At 28.1% G+C, this 19,246-nt stretch carries 18 protein-coding genes, 1 pseudogene and 1 riboswitch; of the genes and pseudogenes, 10 read left to right on the top strand and 9 right to left on the bottom strand.

Annotated elements, in window-relative coordinates:
* Positions 1 to 29: 29 nt before the first annotated feature.
* A complete protein-coding gene (locus tag NGI68_RS04255; RefSeq protein ID WP_251860252.1) occupies positions 30 to 1,223 on the top strand; it encodes a pyridoxal phosphate-dependent aminotransferase in 1,194 nt (397 codons plus the stop codon).
* A 125-nt stretch (positions 1,224 to 1,348) separates the two neighbouring features.
* Positions 1,349 to 1,606 (top strand): HPr family phosphocarrier protein, encoded by a 258-nt coding sequence (locus tag NGI68_RS04250; RefSeq protein WP_251860251.1) that lies wholly within the window; start codon positions 1,349 to 1,351, stop codon positions 1,604 to 1,606.
* Between the two features lie 27 nt (positions 1,607 to 1,633).
* Here the strand turns inward: NGI68_RS04250 and NGI68_RS04245 are convergent, their stop codons facing one another.
* Complete coding sequence (locus NGI68_RS04245) at positions 1,634 to 1,855, bottom strand: DUF378 domain-containing protein (RefSeq protein WP_251860250.1); 222 nt, start codon at positions 1,853 to 1,855, stop codon at positions 1,634 to 1,636.
* A gap of 255 nt (positions 1,856 to 2,110) precedes the next feature.
* Between NGI68_RS04245 and purB the strand changes: the two genes are divergently transcribed.
* Positions 2,111 to 3,541 (top strand): adenylosuccinate lyase, encoded by a 1,431-nt coding sequence (gene purB / locus NGI68_RS04240; RefSeq protein WP_251860249.1) that lies wholly within the window; start codon positions 2,111 to 2,113, stop codon positions 3,539 to 3,541.
* A gap of 311 nt (positions 3,542 to 3,852) precedes the next feature.
* Here the strand turns inward: purB and NGI68_RS04235 are convergent, their stop codons facing one another.
* A complete protein-coding gene (locus NGI68_RS04235) occupies positions 3,853 to 5,130 on the bottom strand; it encodes an FAD-dependent oxidoreductase (RefSeq protein WP_251860248.1) in 1,278 nt (425 codons plus the stop codon).
* A 180-nt stretch (positions 5,131 to 5,310) separates the two neighbouring features.
* Here NGI68_RS04235 and NGI68_RS04230 point away from each other — a divergent pair.
* From NGI68_RS04230 to NGI68_RS04205, 6 genes and pseudogenes are all read left to right on the top strand, one after another.
* A pseudogene (locus NGI68_RS04230) lies at positions 5,311 to 5,529 on the top strand (DNA replication protein); the annotation flags it as partial.
* A gap of 322 nt (positions 5,530 to 5,851) precedes the next feature.
* The gene (locus NGI68_RS04225; RefSeq protein WP_251860247.1) at positions 5,852 to 6,478 is read left to right on the top strand and encodes an IS607 family transposase; all 627 of its coding nucleotides are present in this window, start codon (positions 5,852 to 5,854) and stop codon (positions 6,476 to 6,478) included.
* The gene (locus NGI68_RS04220) at positions 6,456 to 7,568 is read left to right on the top strand and encodes an RNA-guided endonuclease InsQ/TnpB family protein (RefSeq protein ID WP_251860246.1); all 1,113 of its coding nucleotides are present in this window, start codon (positions 6,456 to 6,458) and stop codon (positions 7,566 to 7,568) included. Before NGI68_RS04225 ends, NGI68_RS04220 begins: the two co-directional genes overlap by 23 nt.
* Before the next feature lie 170 nt (positions 7,569 to 7,738).
* Complete coding sequence (locus NGI68_RS04215; protein WP_251860245.1) at positions 7,739 to 8,998, top strand: AAA family ATPase; 1,260 nt, start codon at positions 7,739 to 7,741, stop codon at positions 8,996 to 8,998.
* Positions 8,985 to 9,293: an RloB domain-containing protein gene (locus NGI68_RS04210; RefSeq protein WP_251860244.1), complete on the top strand. Its 309-nt coding sequence runs from the start codon at positions 8,985 to 8,987 to the stop codon at positions 9,291 to 9,293. Before NGI68_RS04215 ends, NGI68_RS04210 begins: the two co-directional genes overlap by 14 nt.
* A 229-nt stretch (positions 9,294 to 9,522) precedes the next feature.
* Complete coding sequence (locus NGI68_RS04205) at positions 9,523 to 10,122, top strand: hypothetical protein (protein ID WP_286010079.1); 600 nt, start codon at positions 9,523 to 9,525, stop codon at positions 10,120 to 10,122.
* Here the strand turns inward: NGI68_RS04205 and rlmD are convergent.
* Both rlmD and NGI68_RS04195 read right to left on the bottom strand, forming a co-directional pair.
* Positions 10,025 to 11,410: a 23S rRNA (uracil(1939)-C(5))-methyltransferase RlmD gene (gene rlmD, locus NGI68_RS04200; RefSeq protein WP_251860243.1), complete on the bottom strand. Its 1,386-nt coding sequence runs from the start codon at positions 11,408 to 11,410 to the stop codon at positions 10,025 to 10,027. The two genes, NGI68_RS04205 and rlmD, sit on opposite strands and share 98 nt — an antisense overlap.
* Before the next feature lie 124 nt (positions 11,411 to 11,534).
* Positions 11,535 to 11,936 (bottom strand): DNA-binding protein, encoded by a 402-nt coding sequence (locus tag NGI68_RS04195; protein WP_251860242.1) that lies wholly within the window; start codon positions 11,934 to 11,936, stop codon positions 11,535 to 11,537.
* 409 nt (positions 11,937 to 12,345) lie between these two features.
* Here NGI68_RS04195 and NGI68_RS04190 point away from each other — a divergent pair, with 409 nt between their 5' ends.
* Positions 12,346 to 13,098 carry a sulfite exporter TauE/SafE family protein gene (locus tag NGI68_RS04190; protein WP_251860241.1) on the top strand — a complete coding sequence of 251 codons (753 nt, stop codon included), beginning with the start codon at positions 12,346 to 12,348 and terminating at the stop codon, positions 13,096 to 13,098.
* A 266-nt stretch (positions 13,099 to 13,364) separates the two neighbouring features.
* Here the strand turns inward: NGI68_RS04190 and ribH are convergent, their stop codons facing one another.
* The 5 genes from ribH to NGI68_RS04165 all read right to left on the bottom strand — a co-directional run bounded on the left by ribH (position 13,365) and on the right by NGI68_RS04165 (position 18,953).
* Positions 13,365 to 13,829 carry a 6,7-dimethyl-8-ribityllumazine synthase gene (gene ribH, locus NGI68_RS04185; protein WP_251860240.1) on the bottom strand — a complete coding sequence of 155 codons (465 nt, stop codon included), beginning with the start codon at positions 13,827 to 13,829 and terminating at the stop codon, positions 13,365 to 13,367.
* A gap of 119 nt (positions 13,830 to 13,948) precedes the next feature.
* Entirely contained in the window at positions 13,949 to 15,154 is a 1,206-nt protein-coding gene (locus tag NGI68_RS04180) for a bifunctional 3,4-dihydroxy-2-butanone-4-phosphate synthase/GTP cyclohydrolase II (protein ID WP_251860239.1), read from the bottom strand.
* A gap of 169 nt (positions 15,155 to 15,323) precedes the next feature.
* Complete coding sequence (gene ribE, locus NGI68_RS04175; protein WP_251860238.1) at positions 15,324 to 15,974, bottom strand: riboflavin synthase; 651 nt, start codon at positions 15,972 to 15,974, stop codon at positions 15,324 to 15,326.
* Positions 15,975 to 15,989: 15 nt separating this feature from the next.
* Positions 15,990 to 17,090: a bifunctional diaminohydroxyphosphoribosylaminopyrimidine deaminase/5-amino-6-(5-phosphoribosylamino)uracil reductase RibD gene (ribD, locus tag NGI68_RS04170; RefSeq protein WP_251860237.1), complete on the bottom strand. Its 1,101-nt coding sequence runs from the start codon at positions 17,088 to 17,090 to the stop codon at positions 15,990 to 15,992.
* 246 nt (positions 17,091 to 17,336) lie between these two features.
* A riboswitch (FMN riboswitch) is annotated at positions 17,337 to 17,455 on the bottom strand.
* Between the two features lie 61 nt (positions 17,456 to 17,516).
* Positions 17,517 to 18,953, bottom strand: a complete 1,437-nt coding sequence (locus tag NGI68_RS04165) for an aminoacyl-histidine dipeptidase (RefSeq protein WP_251860236.1) — start codon at positions 18,951 to 18,953, stop codon at positions 17,517 to 17,519.
* Positions 18,954 to 19,246 lie beyond the last annotated feature (293 nt).

Raw genomic sequence — 19,246 nt, 5'->3', positions numbered from 1 at the left:
TTTAAAATAAATAAAATGGAGGCAAAAATATGAAATTATCTAACAAAGCAATAAACATAGAACCATCTTTAACTTTAGAAATAACTGCAAAAGCTAAAAAAATGAAAGCTGAAGGTATAGACGTTATAGGATTTGGGGCAGGGGAACCAGATTTTAATACACCAGAAAATATACAAAAAGCAGCTATGGATGCTATAGAAAAAGGTCATACTAAATATACAGCAGCTTCAGGAATAATGGAATTAAAACAAGCTATAGTAGAGAAATTTAAAAAAGATAATGGTTTAAATTATGAAACTAGTGAAATAATAGTGAGTAATGGAGCAAAGCAATGCCTTTCAAATTTATTTCAGGCTATATTAAATGAAGAAGACCAAGTTTTAATAGCTAAACCTTATTGGGTAAGTTATCCAGAACTTATAAAATTATATGGTGGAGTACCTGTATTTGTTGATACAAGAGAAGAAAATCAATTTAAGTATGAAATAGGAGAATTAGAAAAAAAAGTAACAGATAAAACAAAAGCTATTATAATAAATAGTCCAAATAATCCTACAGGAACAGTATATAGCAAAGAGGATTTACAAGCTTTAGCTATTTTTGCAAAAAAACATAATTTATTAATAATAGCTGATGAAATATATGAAATGTTAGTGTATGGAGAAGAAAAACATATAAGCATAGCAAGTTTATCAGAAGATGCTTTTAATAGGACTGTAGTAATAAATGGTATGTCTAAATCTTATTCAATGACAGGATGGAGAATAGGATATGCAGCAGGACCTTTGGATATAATAAAGGTGATGAGTAATATACAAAGCCATACTACATCTAATCCAAATTCAATAGCTCAATATGCCTCATTAGAAGCTCTTAGAGGAGATAAAACTCAGGTTAGAAATATGATAGTTGAGTTTAAGAAAAGAAGAGACTATATGGTGAAAAAAGTAAATTCTATAAGTAATTTGTCTTCAATAAATCCTAAGGGAGCTTTCTATGTAATGATTAATATTTCAAAGATCATTGGAAAAAATCTAAGAGGTAATACTATAGAAGACTCTATAAGTTTTTCAAAAATATTATTACAAGAAGAAAATGTAGCAGTAGTTCCAGGAATAGCTTTTGGAGATAGTAATTTTATAAGATTGTCTTATGCTACATCTATGGAAAACATACAAAAAGGACTAGATAGAATAGAAAATTTCATAAAAAAACTTAATTAGTATCATTATATATATATAAATGATACATGAAAACTGTTGAAAACTGTAGAAAAAAATGGTATAATACCATATGTATATTTATATGTTTTTAAACAAATAGAGAATTTATAAAAGAGGTGGATAAAATGTTAGAAAGAGAATTAACAGTAAACAGTTCAACTGGATTACATGCAAGACCAGCAACTTTATTAGTAAAAAAGGCTTCATCATTTAAATCAGATTTATCTATTGAATTCAATGGTAAAAAAGCAAACATAAAGAGCCTTATAGGAGTCCTTTCATTAGGAGTTACAAGTGGAGCAAAAATAAAATTAGTAGCTTCTGGTGATGATGAAACTCTAGCTATAGAAGAAATATCAAAACTAATAAATACATTGGAATAAAAATTAAGGGCTCTTTTGGGGAGCCTTTTATTTATGTTTTAAAGATCCTTTTGTTTTAAGAAGAAATAGTATCATATTAATTCCAGCCATTCCAATTAATATATAGATTAATCTTCCTACAAATTGTGCAGGTTCCCCAAATATTATACCTACTAAATTAAGATTGCATAATCCTACCAGTCCCCAATTAATAGCTCCAATAATAACTAATATAAAAGAAATCTTATCTATGAGACTTAATTTATACATGAAATCCACTCCTTTAAATATATCTTAATAAATTATATTAACTGTATAAAAAAATAGAACAAAAAGATTTTAATAAATAGCATTAATGAATTTAAAATTATATTTTAATGATATATTATTAAATCTTAAAGATAGTAATATACATAGTTATCATTGTAAAACACGAATATAAAATTGAAAAAACATTATAACATATGCTATAATATGAATGAATAAAAAATATGTATACATAAAGTGCGTATGGAGGAGAAGGTAATGAGAGATATTTATAATAATCCATTAAATAAGAGATATTCATCTAAGGAAATGAGTTATTTATTTTCAGATGAAATGAATTTTAAAACTTGGAGAAAATTATGGGTAGCCCTAGCAGAAAGTGAAAAAGAATTGGGGCTTAATATTACAGAAGAACAAATAAATGAATTAAAAAAATACATAGATGATATAAATTATGAAGTAGCAGAGCAAAGAGAGAAAGAAGTACGTCATGATGTTATGAGCCATGTATACGCTTATGGTGTACAATGTTCTAAAGCAAAGGGAATAATACATTTAGGTGCAACTAGTTGCTATGTAGGCGACAATACAGATTTAATAATCATGAAAGAAGCTATGATAGTAATAAAGAAAAAAGTTATAAATGTTATAAATAATTTAAAAAAATTTGCATTAGAATATAAACATGTAGCAACTTTAGGATTTACTCATCTTCAACCAGCTCAACTTACTACAGTAGGTAAAAGAGCTACACTTTGGATGCAGGATTTACTTTTAGATCTAGAGCAATTAGAATTTGTCATAGATACTTTAAGATTTAGAGGGGTTAAAGGAACTACTGGAACCCAGGCAAGTTTTATGGAATTGTTCGATGGAGATGAAAATAAAGTAAAAACTCTAGATAAAAAAGTAGCAGAAAAAATGGGCTTTTCAAAAGAGTTTATGGTAACAGGCCAAACTTATTCAAGAAAAATTGATTCCATTATATTAAATACATTATCAGAAATAGCTCAAAGTGCTTATAAATTTAGTAATGATTTAAGATTACTTCAAAGTATGAAAGAAATGGAAGAACCTTTTGAAAAAAATCAAATAGGTTCATCTGCTATGGCTTATAAGAGAAACCCAATGAGATCAGAAAGAATGGGATCTTTAGCAAGATATGTTATAGTAGATGCTTTAAATCCAGCTATAACAGCTTCTACACAGTGGTTTGAAAGAACATTGGATGATTCTGCTAATAAAAGAATATCTATAGCAGAAGCTTTCTTAGCATTAGATGGAGTGTTGAAATTGTATATGAATATATCAGAAAATATGGTGGTATATGAAAAAGTTATAGAAAGTAATGTAAAAAGAGAATTACCATTTATGGCCACAGAAAATATAATGATGGAAGCCGTTAAAAAGGGTGGAGACAGACAGGAACTTCATGAAGTAATAAGAACTCATTCTATGGAAGCTGCAAGAAGGGTTAAACAAGAAGGATTGTCAAATGATTTAATAGACAGAATTATAGAAGATAAATCCTTTGGACTAACTAAAGAAGAAATATTATCTTTAATAGATCCTAAAAAATTCACAGGAAGAGCAGAAGGCCAAGTAATAGATTTTATAAAAGAAGCAGTAGATCCAATATTAGAAAAAAATAAAGAAATGTTGGGAGAAAAATCAGAAATAAATGTATAAATAAAATTCTTAGGTTTAGATAGAGTTGAAGGTTATTAGTGAAAGATGAAATTTATAATTAGAAATATATAAAATTATGGTGTAATAGACTTTTAATGAAGTAGTTTTCTGAAAGTATATTATATAGAATATACAATTTAAAAAGTAATATGCTCCTCTTTAAGGTAGATAGATTAAAAGTAAAATCTGCTACTACAAAGGGGAGTATTTTTATGGGTAAAAGAACCTAAATTTAATTATATTATGAAAAAATTATTTGTTTTAACATATAGGGTTTTAAAAGGAGCCATAATGAAATGGCTCCTAAAATTTTATATAAGTCTTTGAGATAAAGCATTTTCTAAATTTAACTTTGAAACTTTTTTCTTTATTTCATCTTTATCTGTAGTATACAAGTTTTCTTCTACCATTTTCTTGAAGTATTCTGCACCGGCGAAAGTATATCTATTTTTTCTCCCTTCCTTTGAATAAAGTTTTTCATTAGCATATGATATTAAATCACCTAGAGCAATACTTCTTGGTAAGATTAATAATGGCATACCTAAGCAGTATCTAACAGCATTATGACCAGCTAAACTGCCTGTGGCCATGGCTTCTGTATGACCAACGAATAAACCGCTTTTCTCTCCACCAACAAAAAGATTTTTTAATCCTTTTACTTTCATATCATTTGTTCTTGGAGCTACGGATAAATATCTTATGGAATTTCCTTTACCACCCGCATAAGGATCAATATATTTTACTTTTTCTAATCCCTTTATTTTTCTTAACTTTTCTAAAGGGTAGTAAGATGTCATCAATTTTGCATGACCAGTATCCAGAATTACTATATTTTCTGCAAATTCCTTTAAAGCATATTGTTGACAAACCTTCATCTTTAATTTATCGAGGTTTATATCTTCTTTTGGCACTTTTAAAACTAGGACTCCAGTTTCATCCAGCTCTTTTACTAATTCATCAGACATGGTTTCTTTAGCGAGCTTACAGGAACCACTAAATGCACCTAACAAATCATCTTCTCTTTCCCCTTGAAAATCCTCTATACCAGCTCTTGATGTTAAACTTACCCTAGGGCCAAAGGCAGGACATCTTAAAATGCACATAGAACATCCATTACCATATCTTAAACAATTACCCATTGGTCCAGTAGAACCGGTGGTTTCTATAAATACATCCCCTTCTACATAATTTCCATCAGACATATATATGCCTTTTAATTTATCATTATCTTTTTCTACATCAACTATTCTACAAGTAAGGTTAATATCTATTCCCATATTTAGCATATGATCTTTTACAGCAGGTTCTATTTTGTTCACATCGTAAAGCCACGCATGTTTATGACCAGGAAAATCTATGTTCTTATGTCTACTGTTTTCATCTGTTATATTTATTAAGTCACCAGCTCCTAAAGCAATAAGTTCTTCTGCAGCAGTAAACCTACCGTTATTCCTCATTATTCCACCAACATTACCTAATCCTAAAAGTAAATCTGTTTTTTCAAAAAGACTAACATCAGCTCCAGCTTTCTTAGCGCAAATAGCTGCGGAACATCCAGCCCAACCGCCACCTATAACTACAACTTTCATTAAAAATCCACCCCCAAAATTTATATAGGTATTAATTAAATATATTTCATTATAATTATTTATATAATTTTCTGAACCCTGTAAACCTCCTAATTTATCCTCATACTATTAAAATATTTTCTTGAAAGATTTTTGTTACATAAACTTTTATAACAACCATTTATAAATATAAGAAATAAATTTAGAAAGGTTTTATCAAAGTATAGAAGGTCAAGGATTCTTCTTATAGATCATTTATTTAAGGTTAAATAAATGAATCTGATACAAATACAATGTTTGAAATAATTAATTATAGAACTTATAATAGTTAGTTCTGAATTTGCCGTAGAAAGGCTCCTAGATTTTGATGAAGCTATAGGAAGCAGGATAATTGAAATGGCAAAAGATTATACTGTTTAAATAGTTGGAAAGGAAAATAATTATAGATTAAAAGTTTGATTTTTTATTTTAAGTTTTATTGAAATTTCACAGTAGAGAATTTTATATAATACGATTTAAACTAATATAATAAGAATATATTCATAAAAACAAGTGTATAATAGTTAATATATACGATATTTTCGTAAATACCATTGATTATTATGTTTGTTATTAATATAATAGTATTAAACTAGTATATTAAAGAGGGATAATGACAGTTAAGAAAACATTATAGAAGTTTATATTACTATATTGAATTTATATAATGTTTGTATTATAATAAATTCAAGAGGTGATATAAGTGAAATATTATTCAATAGGAGAATTTGCAAAATTTATAGGTAAAAATTCTCAAACATTAAGAGAGTGGGATAAAAAAGATATATTAAAACCACATCATGTTTCCCCAACGGGATATAGATATTATTCACAGGAGCAACTTAATCATTTTTTAGGAATTAAAGGTATTGAAACTAAAACTAAAAAGGTAATAGGATATTGTAGAGTATCAAGTAATAAGCAAAAAGACAATTTAGAAAGACAAATTGAAAATGTTAAAACATATATGATCGCAAAAGGATATTCTTTTGATGTTATTACTGATATAGGTAGTGGAATTAATTACAATAAAAAAGGATTAAATCAACTAATAGATATGATAACTAATTCAGAAGTTGAAAAGATAGTGATTTTATATAAAGATAGATTGTTAAGGTTTGGTTTTGAAATTATAGAAAACCTATGTAACAAATATGGAACTACTATTGAAATTATAGATAATACTGAAAAGACCGAAGAACAGGAATTAGTTGAGGATTTAATTCAAATTGTTACAGTTTTTAGTTGTAGGTTGCAAGGCAAAAGAGCAAATAAAGCTAAGAAAATGATTAAGGAGTTATTGAAAGATGATACTGTCAAAGAAAACTAGGATTAGCCCAAACATAGGTCAGGAACAAGAACTTTGGAAATCAGTTGGCACTGCAAGATTTATATATAATTGGACACTTAATAAACAAGAAGAAAATTATAAAAATGGTGGTAAATTTATTAAACATGGTGATTTAAGAAAAGAAATAACTCAACTAAAGAAAAAGGAATTAAGTTGGCTTAATGAAGTATCTAACAATATAGCAAAACAAGCTGTAAAAGATGCCTGTAATGCTTATAAAAGATTTTTTAAAGGGTTAGCAGATAAGCCAAGATTTAAAAGCAGAAAGAAAAGCAGACCATCATTCTATAATGACAATATAAAACTAAAAGTTAAACCCAAACAGGTTCTTATTGAAAAAGTGGGTTGGGTTAAAACATCAGAACAAATACCTATGAATGTTAAATATAATAATCCAAGAGTAAGTTTTGACGGTAAGTATTGGTATTTATCTGTAGGTATAGAAAAAGAAAATCAAATATTAGAGTTAACTAATGAGAGTATAGGCATAGATGTTGGAATTAAAGATCTTGCTATATGCTCAAATGGAATGACTTTTAAAAATATTAATAAAACAAGATTGGTTAAGAAATTAGAAAAAAGATTACGTAGGTTGCAACGTAAAATATCTAAAAAATATGAGTTAAATAAAGAAGGGAGGAAGTTCGTCAAAACTAGCAACATTATAAAACTTGAAAAGCAAATTAGATTACTTCATAGAAGATTATCTAATATTAGGAATAACCACTTACACCAAACAACTACTAAAATAGTGAAAACCAAACCATCAAAAGTAGTTATGGAAACACTTAATATTAAAGGTATGATGAAAAATAAACATTTATCTAAAGCTATAGCTAAGCAATGCTTATATGAGTTTAAAAAGCAACTTCAATATAAATGTGAATTTTATGGAATTGAATTTATTGAAGCTGATAAATGGTATCCATCATCAAAGATATGTAGTAAATGTGGACATAAAAAGACTAAGTTATCACTATCTGAAAGAACTTATATCTGTGAAGAATGTGGAGCAGTAATTGATAGAGATTTTAATGCTTCAATAAATTTAAGCAGATATTCAGCATAACTACTAAAACAGTTATGTTTGAGGTGTAGGATTCGTTGTATCCGAAGTTAAGCCCTCGGAGTGCTATACAAACCAAAGTAGCTACGGCAAAATGGAGTACGTTGAACAGGGAATTAAACAAACTTATAGAGTTTTATAAGGTTTTGGCAACGGTGAATAGTATGCTTATTATGTTTAAAGCGAAAAATTTTACGTCCTTTAAAGATGAGGTTTTTTTAGATTTAAGGGCTACATCATATAAACAACATCCTTCTCATGTTATTAATGCAAAAAAGGATTTAAAACTTTTAAAGACTACGGCGGTATATGGTGCTAATGCATCAGGAAAGTCTAATCTTATTTCTGCAATGTTTTTCTTTGAAAAATATATATTTGATCAATTTATTTCTAATAGTAAAAATGATGATTCTATTTTAAAAGAGCAAAAATTTAAAACTAATTTAGAACCATTTATGCTTACCAATAGTGTAAATGATGTATCTGAGTTTGAAATAATATTTTATTATAATAACAAGCAGATTCAATATGGTTTTGAGTGCACTTCTTCTGAGGTTTTAAATGAATGGTATTATATTGATGATAAAAAAGTATTTGAAAGGAACTCTACAGTTTCTTTTGGAAAAAAATATGAAAACCAACTTAGAATGTATACTAAATTTCCTAAGGAAAGGTTATATATTTCAGTCCTTGAGTATTTCTTAGATGAAGAAGCAAAGGATTTAATATTAAAAGATTTTATTGATTTTTTTGTTGAGGATTATAATGTTTATCTTGAAATATTCTTTAAATCTAGTGTAAAAAAAGTAGCTAATAATATAAGTTTAAATAAAAAACTTATTTTAGATAAAGATTATAGAATGAAAGCAGAAAAATATCTTAAACAAATTGATGTAGGTATAGCTGGATTGAAGATTGAAGATAAGGTAGTTTTTAATGATGAAACTGGAAAAGAAGAAAATAAAAAAATTATAAAAACTATCCATAATGTTTATGATGATTCTGAAAATGTAATAGATCAGAAGTATTTTGATCTTTTTCAAGAGTCTACAGGAACACTTAGATTTTTATCATATATACAAAATATTATTGATATGATTGAAAAAGGTGGGGTTTTTATAATTGATGAAATGTCTGCAAGATTACATCCTCTTTTAACAAAATTCATTGTGGACATGTTCCAATCTAGCTCAAACAAAAGGGCACAATTGATTTTTACAACTCATGATATATCTTTATTAAACAAAGAACAGTTTAGACGGGATGAAGTTGTATTTGTTGATAAGGATTTAAGGGGAGTATCTCATATATATGTTCTTTCTGACCTTAAAGTTCGTGAAGATGCTACTTTTAATAAGGATTATATTCAAGGTAAATATGGAGCTATACCTATATTTAAATATAATGATATTATTGGTGGTGACTTGCAATAAATATCTATTTTTTGATTGTGATGATCCTCCTAATATACAAGATGTTATAGGGGATATGCTTAACAATGGCTATTCTCTTCTTGTATCAAATCCTTTATTTGAAATTTGGCTGCTTATGTATTTTGAAAATGTAGATAACAGGTTTGGAAAAAATCAGATTTATAATAAACTGAGTTATCATTTAAGTAAAGATTATAATAAAGCGGACAAAGGGATTATACGTGAAATTATACAAAAGGGTAATGTGGAGGATGGTATAACAGAAAAAGGCTACACTCTTCTATTAATTACATGACCCCAGATCAATGTGAATTATTAGCTAGAAGTGTAGCATAAAAAAGTTTGACTTTTTGTGTCCAAGATATTGACATAAGACCAGTATATTAAAATGCCCGAAATGCGGTGGCCCGATATACACCAATAAACACGCTTAGACAAACAAAGACGGTACATATAAAGAGATTTACTATTATGTGTGCAGTAAGGCTCGAACAGAACGGGGAAAGAGCTGTGACTATAAAGCTATGCTCAAGAAAACTGACATTGAGCCGCTTGTCGTTGAAGCAATCAGAGAGCTGATTAAAAATCAAGATTTTGCATCAGAAATCAAATCAAGGATAGGCAAAGAAATTGATACATCCACTTTAAACAGAGAACTAAGCAATTATGAATCCAATCTGCGGGAGGTCGAGCTTAATAAAACCCGTCTTGAAAATGAAATTGACAGCCTGCCGGAAGATACTCGTTTTAGAGAACGCAAGCTTCACGATATGACCCTACGCCTTGATGGGCTGTATGACACCATCGTAGAGCTGGAAGAAAAAATCGAGGATGTAAAGCTGCGCCGTAAAGCCGTGGAGCAAGATGCTATCACACTGGAAAACATCTACACCCTACTGGCAAACTTTGATAAGGTATATGATAAAATCAGCGATGAAGAGAAAAAATCTCTGATTTCTTCGTTAATCAAAGAAATAGAGATTTTCCCATGTGACGAGGCTGAATTGCCTTTGAAGTCTATTTTATTCAATTTTCCTGTTTATAAGGACGGTGGGGGTTTTTGTGGGACAAAAGTACGCACGTCTCCACATGAGGGGTATGTGGAAACATATCCATGCCCTTAACTTTTTCTAATTTATATCCATTGTCTATTAAATATTTTAAATCTTCTACCAAAGTTTTAGGATTACAAGACACATATATTATTTCTTTTGGTTGAAATTTAACTACATATTCTAAAGCCACTGGATGTACACCTGGTCTTGGTGGGTCCAATATAATTATATCTGGTTTATATTTTACATCTTTTATTACTTTTGCAACATCTCCAGCTATAAATTCACAATTATCTAAACCATTTAATTTTGCATTTTCATTTGCAGCTTTCACTGCTTCCTCTATTAATTCTATACCTACCACTTTTTTAGCTCTTGGTGCAACTATTTGGCCTATGGTTCCTGTACCACAATAAAGATCAAAAATCACTTTTGAACTAGCATCACCTAAGAAATCTTTTACTATGCTATATAATTTTTCTGCTCCTTTTGAGTTTGTTTGAAAAAAAGCTTCTGGGGCTATTTTAAATTTTAATCCTAACAACTCTTCTATTATATAGTCTCTTCCATATAGTATTTCTAATTTATCTACTTGCACCACATCAGATAAAGTATCATTTATAGTATGAAGAATACCTTTTATTTCACCTTCATAATCTTCATTTAATAATATATCTACTATTTCTTTAAAATCAAATTCTATCTGAGATGTGGTTACTATATTTACTAATATTTCCCCTGTATTTTTGCCTTTTCTTATAACCAAATTTCTTAGAAAACCTTCATGACTCATTACTCTGTATTTAGGTAATTCCTTTTTATTAAAATAATTAATCACAACTATTAATATATTTCTAAAATCTTTATCCACAATTTCACAATTATCTACAGTTATAATAGAAAAGTTTCTATTTTTAACATGCATGCCTAATGTAAGATCTCCACCTTTTTCCATATCCCCAAAGGTGAATTCCATCTTATTTCTATATTCATATTCTTCTGGACTTTTCTCTACACCTAAAAATTCAAAACCTTCTATGTTTTTATTTTCAAATAATTTTAATAATTGTTTTTCCTTAATTTCTAATTGTTTATCATATGGTATATATTGTGTTGAACATCCTCCACATTGGCCAAAGTGTGGACATTTATTTTCTATAGCATAATCTACATTTTCAATTATTTCTAAAAGTTTAGCCTGAGCATATTCTCTTCTTTTTTTAGTTACTTTTGCCATAACCTTTTGTCCCGGAATTGTTCCCTTTATATAAACCGGTACACCGCCTTTTTGTGCTACGCCTGTTCCTGGGAATTCCGTTTCTTCTATAAGAAATTCATACTCATTACCTTTTCTCATATGTTTATTTTCATCCTTTCAGATCTAATTTATTTTAAATATTATATTTGTATTTGAAAAATTTTTCCATATTAAAAAGAATAATTAAGAGCCAATTTATAGTTACTCTTAATTATTTATGACTCTATTTATTTTTTCTGAAAAATTTAGATTTTATATATGGGTAAAATAAAGATACTATTAAATATACTATAAATAGCATTCCCCAAGCATCTACTACATATAATCCTATTATATACCTTAAAATTAATCCTAATACTGCTAAAACTCCAATAGATACTACAAAAGTTCCTAAAGTATTTTTTATTCCTTCTTTTAAGTATTGTGAAAATCTAAGCTTATCTGTTGAATCATTATTATCTTTTACTGTTTTAATATTTTCTTGTTTATCTTCTTTTATAGAATCATCTATATTATCTGTTTTACTTTTTTCTTCATTAACTTGTTTTGTTTCGTTTTCTCCCTTTTCATTTTTTGTATTTTCTGCTGCTTCTTTTGAAGCTTTTGTTTCATCATTATTTAACATATATTATTCCTCCTCATATTTTACAACTAAGTCAAATTATATTATGCTATAGTATTGTTCTTATGTAAATACGTTATATTCATATAAATTATATGTTTTTAATAAGTTATTATTTTTTTAATAAAAAATCTATATTTCTATAAATTTTAGATTTTATAGTATTTTTATCCTCTTTTTTATTACAATTATTTTATTTATAGTTTATACTATATAAGGATGATTTTTAATTTTACATATAAAATATTAAAATTTATATATATTTATGTTTAATCCATTTAATATTAAGCACAATTGTTATTATAACATATAAAGGAAAGATGAACATAAAAAAATATAAAACATACCTATATAACTATTGAGTTATTATTTTATTTTTATAATTAATTTTATAGATTGGAGATGGATCCTTTTGTTTACTATTTTACTTCTATGTTTTGCAGGATTTTTAGCTGCAATCATAGATGCCATAGCTGGCGGTGGAGGACTAATTACTATACCTGCATATTTAATGGCAGGAGTTCCACCTCACATGGCTTTAGGCACAAATAAACTTTGTGCTACCTGTTCTTCATTAACAAGTTGTTTTAATTTTGCTCAATCAGGAAAGGTTAATTTAAACATATTTAAAATATTAGCTCCCTTTTCATTGGTAGGTGCTATATTAGGTGTAAATGCAGTAATGGGTATTAACGCTAAATATCTAAACATTATAGTTCTTATTTTATTAGTTATAGTAGCACTATTCACTATATTCTGTAAAAATATAGGACTAAAGAATAATTTCCATGGTCTAAATAAAAAAAATATTCTATTTGGAATACTTTTATCTTTCTCTATGGGTTTCTATACAGGGTTTTTTGGTCCTGGTACTGGGGCCTTTATGATGATTGGATTGATTGGAGTTTTTAAATTTGATTTCATAGGAGCTAGTGGAAATTCAAAATCATTAAGTGCTATAAGCAATCTAGCATCTTTAATTCTATTTGCTATTCATGGCCAAATAAACTACAAACTAGCTATACCTGTATCCTTATCCATGATAATTGGTGCTAAACTTGGAACAAAAATGGCTCTAAATAAAGGTTCTAAAATAATAAAACCAGTTTTTACTACTATTTCACTTTTAATAGCTATAAAAGTATTGTATCAAACCATTATATAAAATATTGTTCCAATAATTATACATTAATACATTAGTCTGATTTATTAATAAATAATAAATCTTTATTGTTGAGCTCTAGATAAATTATAATTTAAATGTATAAAGCAAACTGTTAATGAGTATTAAAATAATAAAGCATATATAAGTTAAAATGCAATAAATTTTAACTTATATATGCTCTTTTTTATAATAATTATAAAATTTTTAATTAGCTGTTCTTTAATTAACTTTATATTTCAAAACAAAATTTAGCTAATGTTCTATAGTTAATCCAAAGTCTTCAATAAATTAGCCATTTCTATAGCTGACATAGCTGCATCATATCCCTTGTTTCCTGCCTTTGTACCTGCTCTTTCTATAGCTTGCTCTATAGTATCTGTGGTTAACACTCCAAATATTACTGGTACTTCTTTATCTAAGGATACGTTGGCTACACCTTTTGAAACCTCACTAGATACATAATCAAAATGTGGTGTTGCTCCTCTTATTACTGCACCTAGACAAATTATTGCATCATATTTATCCTGTGATGCCATGTTTTTTGCTATTACAGGTATTTCAAAAGCCCCAGGTACCCAGCATATTTCTATATTTTCATCTTCTCCCCCATGTCTTTTTAAACAATCTATTGACCCTGCCAATAATTTTGATGTTATAAATTCATTGAATCTTGATACTATTATTCCTACTTTTATATCCTTAGCTATTAATTTTCCTTCATATATTTTCATTTTTATTTCCCCCTAATTTTTATTAAGTTTAATGAGATATTTACCTAATAAATAAAACTTTATTTATATAAATATTACTTTTCAAATTTAATTCAAGTCATATAATTAAATTATTATATCTATACTACATCAATTAAATGTCCCATCTTTTCTTTTTTAGTTTTTAAATATCTATGATTATCTTTTTGGCATCCCATATCTATAGGAACTCTATCTACTATTTCTATGTCATAGCCTGAAAGACCTGATATTTTTTTAGGATTATTAGTCATTAGCTTTATATTTTTCACACCTAAATCTTTTAATATTTGTGCTCCTATACCATAATCTCTTAGATCTTCTGGAAATCCTAGTGCTAAATTTGCTTCTATAGTATCCATCCCTTCATCTTGAAGAGCATAAGCTTTTAATTTATTTAATAAACCAATTCCTCTACCTTCTTGCCTCATATACACTAAAACTCCTTTTCCTTCTTCTTCTATTTTAGTAAGAGCTTTAGCTATTTGCTCTCCACAATCGCACCTTAAAGAACCAAAAACATCTCCTGTTAAACATTCTGAATGAACCCTAACAAGTACTGGTTCTTCTCCTTTTACATCTCCTTTTACCAAAGCTACATGTTCTTCTCCGGTTATTAAATTTTCGTAACCTATAACTATAAAATCCCCATATTTAGATGGAAACTTCACTGGTTTTAGAGCTTTAATTAATTTCTCCTGTTTACTTCTATATTTAATTAAATCTGCTATAGTTATTATCTTTAAATTATGTTTCTTTACAAATTCCATAAGCTGTGGAACTCTTGCCATAGTTCCATCTTCATTCATTATTTCACATATGACTCCTGCTTCACAAAAACCTGCCAATCTTGCCATATCTACTGCAGCTTCTGTATGACCTGCCCTAACTAAAACCCCTCCATCTTTAGCTGCCAATGGGAAAACATGCCCTGGCTTTAAAAAATCTTCTTTTTTTGAATCTAAATCAATTATTTTTGATACAGTAAAGGCTCTATCAAAAGCAGATATACCTGTAGATGTTCCTACAGCATCTACTGATACTGTAAAAGCAGTTCCAAAATTATCTTTATTTTTATTTACCATTTGATATATTTCTAGCTCTTCTAGTTTAGATTTTTTTACTGGAGTACAGATGAGCCCTCTTCCCTCTTTGGCCATAAAATTTATAGCCTCTGAAGTAACCTTTTCTGCTGCCATTAAAAGATCTCCTTCATTCTCTCTATCTTCATCATCCACAACCACAATAATTCTTCCTTTTTTCACATCTTCTATAGCTTCCTCTATACTATTAAATTTATAATTCATTTGAATTCCCCCTAAACGTATTATTGAATTTTTATATTCTTCTTACACAAGATGGTAATTGTATTTATATATCTACTGCTCGCTTTAACTTTATAATGATTATCACATTTCATAAATATTTCATTTAAAGTTTATTAATTTTAAATTATTTATTACTAAATAGCTTATATTACAAAAATCCTGTTCTAGTTAGCAAATCTAAACTTATATTGTTGTTGTGAGTTTCTTCTTTTTTTGAATGAATAAATTTATATACATATTTGCCTAAAGCATCACATTCTATGTTTAATATGCTACCTATCTTTTTGTCCATTAATATAGTTTCTTTTTTAGTATGAGGTATTAATGATACTGTAAAACTTTTTTCTTTTATATCTACTAAAGTTAAACTTACTCCATCTAATGCTATAGAGCCTTTAGGCACCATATATGTTAATAAGCTTTCTTTTGTCTTTATTTCTAATAAATTAGCAATACCTTCTTTTTTAATACTTATTATTTCTCCTATGCCATCTATATGTCCATAAACTATATGTCCCCCTAAGGGCTTGTTTAAAGTTAACGCTGTCTCTAAATTTACTAAACTATTTTTTACTAAAGTACCTAAACTGCTTTTCTTTAAAGTTTCTGGCATAACATCTGCAGTAAAGTTATTATTATTAAAATTAGTTACCGTAAGGCATACACCATTTACAGCTATACTATCCCCTAAATTTAGGTCAGTTACAACCTTACTTCCCTCTATGGTTATATGCAGAAAATCCTGTCCTTGTTCTATTTTTAATACTTTCCCAATTTCTTCTACTATACCAGTAAACAATCTAACACCTTCTTTTTACTCATGTAAATAACCTTCAATAAGTATATCCCGTCCTATTTTTTCAATTTTCAAGTTATTTAAATTAAATGAATCTTTTAAATCTTCCACTCCAGTTCCACCTATCATAGATTTTGAATCCTCTCCTCCTATTATCTTTGGAGCAATAAAACACATTACTTTATCCACTATGTCTTCCTTTAATGCAGAAAAATTTAAAGTGCTTCCTCCCTCTAACAAAATACTGTCTATTTCTTCTTTTCCTAAAAGTTTCATTAGTTTTTTTAACGGAACTTTACCTTCTTCATTTTCTTCAAGCTCTAAAATTTTAACTCCTAATTTTTTTAGCTCATTTTTTTTACATAAATTATTATGACTTTTTGTAGTTGCTATATAGATATTTCTACCATTAATGGTTTTTATTATTTTAGCTTCTAATGGAATTCTAAGCTTAGAATCTATTATTATTGCCTTAGGATCTTTTCCACCATCTATTCTAGTTGTTAGCATGGGATTATCTTTTAGAATTGTCCCTATTCCAACCATTATTCCAGATAAATCATTTCTTATGTCATGTACTTTATATCTTGCTTCTACTCCTGTTATCCATTTAGACTCTCCTGTTTTTGTAGCAATTTTACCATCTAATGTAGAGGCTGTTTTTAAAACCACAAAAGGTTCTGTTTTTGTTATATATTTAATAAATACTTCATTTAGTTTTTTACTGTCTTTTTCCATGATTCCTGTTATAACTTCTATATTATTTTCCTTTAAAATATCTATTCCTTTTCCTCTAACTAAAGGGTTAGGATCTTCCATAGCTATTAGAACCTTAGTTATACCTGCCTTTACTATGGCCTCTGCACATGGGGGTGTTTTACCATAATGAGAACACGGTTCTAATGTAACATACAAAGTAGCCCCTTTAGCTTTTGCTCCTGCTTCTTTAAGTGCATAAACTTCTGCATGAGGTCCTCCAAAATATTTGTGATAACCTTTGCCAATTATTTTATTATCTTTAACAATTATGGTCCCAACTTTAGGATTAGGATTAACTTTCCCATCACCTTTTTTAGCTAAGTCTAAGGCTTTTTCCATATAAAAATTATGATCATCCATTTTAAACACACCACCTTATACAACTAATAACTCATATTAAATTGTGCAATTAATTAAATTGTTTATATTATACTAGTATAAATTTATCTATTTTAATATTGAAATTTGATTTGGTATACCATTTTTAAATTAGTAAAATTTTGTAAGATATAGTGTTTATACAATTTTTTATAAAATAAAAAATCTCTAGAGTTTCCTCCAGAGATTTATATGCGAAACAAAATAATAACATAAAAATTATTATTTATAATCCTATCTTTCATCCAGACTTTAACTGTCGGTTTCGGAGTTTCACCGAATCATGCTACAAGTAGCTCGCGGACTTTACCGCCGGTGGGGAATTACGCCCCGCCCTGAAGGATTTATGTTATTAAATTTTACAATTTTAATATACTCTTTTTACTTATCTATGTCAACAATTAATTTTTATTTTATGTTTTTTAATAACTCTACTAAGAATTTCCATATTCTTTCTACTGAAGATATGCTTAAGTGTTCATTTGGTGTATGAACATCATATAAATTTGGTCCAAAGCTTATCATATCAGTATCTTTCATTGTACCTTTAAATAGTCCACACTCTAATCCTGCATGTATTGCTGATACTTCTGGTTTTTCATATAATTTAGTATATATATCAACACATAAATCTTTTATTTTAGATTCTGGATCAAACTGCCATGCTGGATATTTGTCTTCCTTAGTACATTTTGCATTTATTAATGAACATAAAGCTTCTATTCTATCTACAATTTCTAATTGTAAGCTACTTACTGAACTTCTAACAGATATTGTAATTTTAATTTCATCTTCCTTGTTTTCAACTACACCAATGTTTAAACTACTTTCAACTAGACCATCTATATCCTTACTCATAGTTTGTACTCCATAAGGAACCAATGTTAAGAAACTTATTATGCTATCTGTTACTTTTTTAGTAAATTGTTTTTCTTTGTTTTCTATATTTTCAACTACAACTTGTATATTTGGATCCTCTACTCTAAATTCATTTTGGAAGTCTTCTTGTAGTTTATTGAAGAGTTCTTTAACTTCATCTAATTTATTTTCATCTATTGATAATACTGCATTAGCATGTAGTGCAATAGCATTATGTTTTGAACCACCATTTATTGAAACAATGTTAAAATCTATTTTTTTCTTTAATTCATATAATACTCTACCCATTAACTTATTAGCATTAGCTCTTTGTTTAATGATTTCCATACCTGAATGTCCACCATTTAAGCCTTTTATTTCTATATCTATACACTTTCCTGTAACTTTTTCGTATTCTGTAGGTATAGAAACTATAGGATTCACTCCCCCAGAGCAACTAGCTAAAAATATTCCTTCTTCTTCTGAATCAATATTTAATAAAATTTTGCCTTTTAATTTAGATGTATCTAACCCCATAGCACCATTCATGCCTGTCTCTTCTGAAGTTGTTGCAAGAAGTTCTATACTAGGGTGTTCTATATCCTTTGAATCTAATACAGCTAGTCCATAAGCAACAGCAATACCATCATCTCCACCTAATGTTGTTCCTGTAGCATATAGATGATCTCCTTCTATTCTTAACTTTAAAGGATCTTTTTCAAAATCATGATCACTTTCCTTAATTTTTTCGCAAACCATATCCATATGTCCTTGAATAATTACAGTAGGAGCATTCTCATAGCCTTTTGTAGCTGGTTTTCTTATTATTACATTTAAAACTTCATCTTGAATAACTTCTAAATTTCTTTCCTTTGCAAAATTAACTAAATAGTCACTTATTCTTTTTTCGTCCCCTGAACCATGTGGTATTTTAGTTAATTCCTCAAAAAAATGAAATACTGATTTTGGTTGTAAATTTTCCAACATAATAATATATCCTCCTTTTAAAATTAAATTTGAAAATTACCTTGTTGGTGAAATCTATATCTATTTAATGTTAATACGCCACTAACCTCATTCTACTAAATATATAGTTAAATTACAACTTATTTAACCTAATATTGTCTGTTTTTCACTATTTTATAAATAGTTCTACTATTATTGTTGTTTTTTCATTTATAAGGTTACTTATACAAATTTATTATGTTATCTTGTTGTGCTAGTTAAATTGAGCTTACATAATAATATTTTGCACATTAACCCAAAGCTAAATCAACTGA

This window comes from Clostridium sp. Marseille-Q2269, from assembly GCF_943736985.1.
Lineage (GTDB): Bacteria > Bacillota > Clostridia > Clostridiales > Clostridiaceae > Clostridium_F.
This window is presented reverse-complemented; position numbering and strand designations above follow the sequence as displayed.

Excerpts from the sequence above, each read along its gene's own strand:
- NGI68_RS04195 (WP_251860242.1), bottom strand. The coding sequence starts at position 11,936 with ATGTTAAATAATGATGAAACAAAAGCTTCAAAAGAAGCAGCAGAAAAT.
- purB (WP_251860249.1), top strand. The coding sequence starts at position 2,111 with ATGAGAGATATTTATAATAATCCATTAAATAAGAGATATTCATCTAAG.
- NGI68_RS04235 (WP_251860248.1), bottom strand. The coding sequence starts at position 5,130 with ATGAAAGTTGTAGTTATAGGTGGCGGTTGGGCTGGATGTTCCGCAGCT.
- NGI68_RS04220 (WP_251860246.1), top strand. The coding sequence starts at position 6,456 with ATGATACTGTCAAAGAAAACTAGGATTAGCCCAAACATAGGTCAGGAA.
- NGI68_RS04180 (WP_251860239.1), bottom strand. The coding sequence starts at position 15,154 with ATGAATTATAAATTTAATAGTATAGAGGAAGCTATAGAAGATGTGAAA.
- NGI68_RS04205 (WP_286010079.1), top strand. The coding sequence starts at position 9,523 with ATGCTCAAGAAAACTGACATTGAGCCGCTTGTCGTTGAAGCAATCAGA.
- ribD (WP_251860237.1), bottom strand. The coding sequence starts at position 17,090 with ATGGATGATCATAATTTTTATATGGAAAAAGCCTTAGACTTAGCTAAA.
- NGI68_RS04255 (WP_251860252.1), top strand. The coding sequence starts at position 30 with ATGAAATTATCTAACAAAGCAATAAACATAGAACCATCTTTAACTTTA.
- rlmD (WP_251860243.1), bottom strand. The coding sequence starts at position 11,410 with ATGAGAAAAGGTAATGAGTATGAATTTCTTATAGAAGAAACGGAATTC.
- ribH (WP_251860240.1), bottom strand. The coding sequence starts at position 13,829 with ATGAAAATATATGAAGGAAAATTAATAGCTAAGGATATAAAAGTAGGA.
- NGI68_RS04215 (WP_251860245.1), top strand. The coding sequence starts at position 7,739 with ATGTTTAAAGCGAAAAATTTTACGTCCTTTAAAGATGAGGTTTTTTTA.
- NGI68_RS04165 (WP_251860236.1), bottom strand. The coding sequence starts at position 18,953 with ATGTTGGAAAATTTACAACCAAAATCAGTATTTCATTTTTTTGAGGAA.
- NGI68_RS04250 (WP_251860251.1), top strand. The coding sequence starts at position 1,349 with ATGTTAGAAAGAGAATTAACAGTAAACAGTTCAACTGGATTACATGCA.
- NGI68_RS04245 (WP_251860250.1), bottom strand. The coding sequence starts at position 1,855 with ATGTATAAATTAAGTCTCATAGATAAGATTTCTTTTATATTAGTTATT.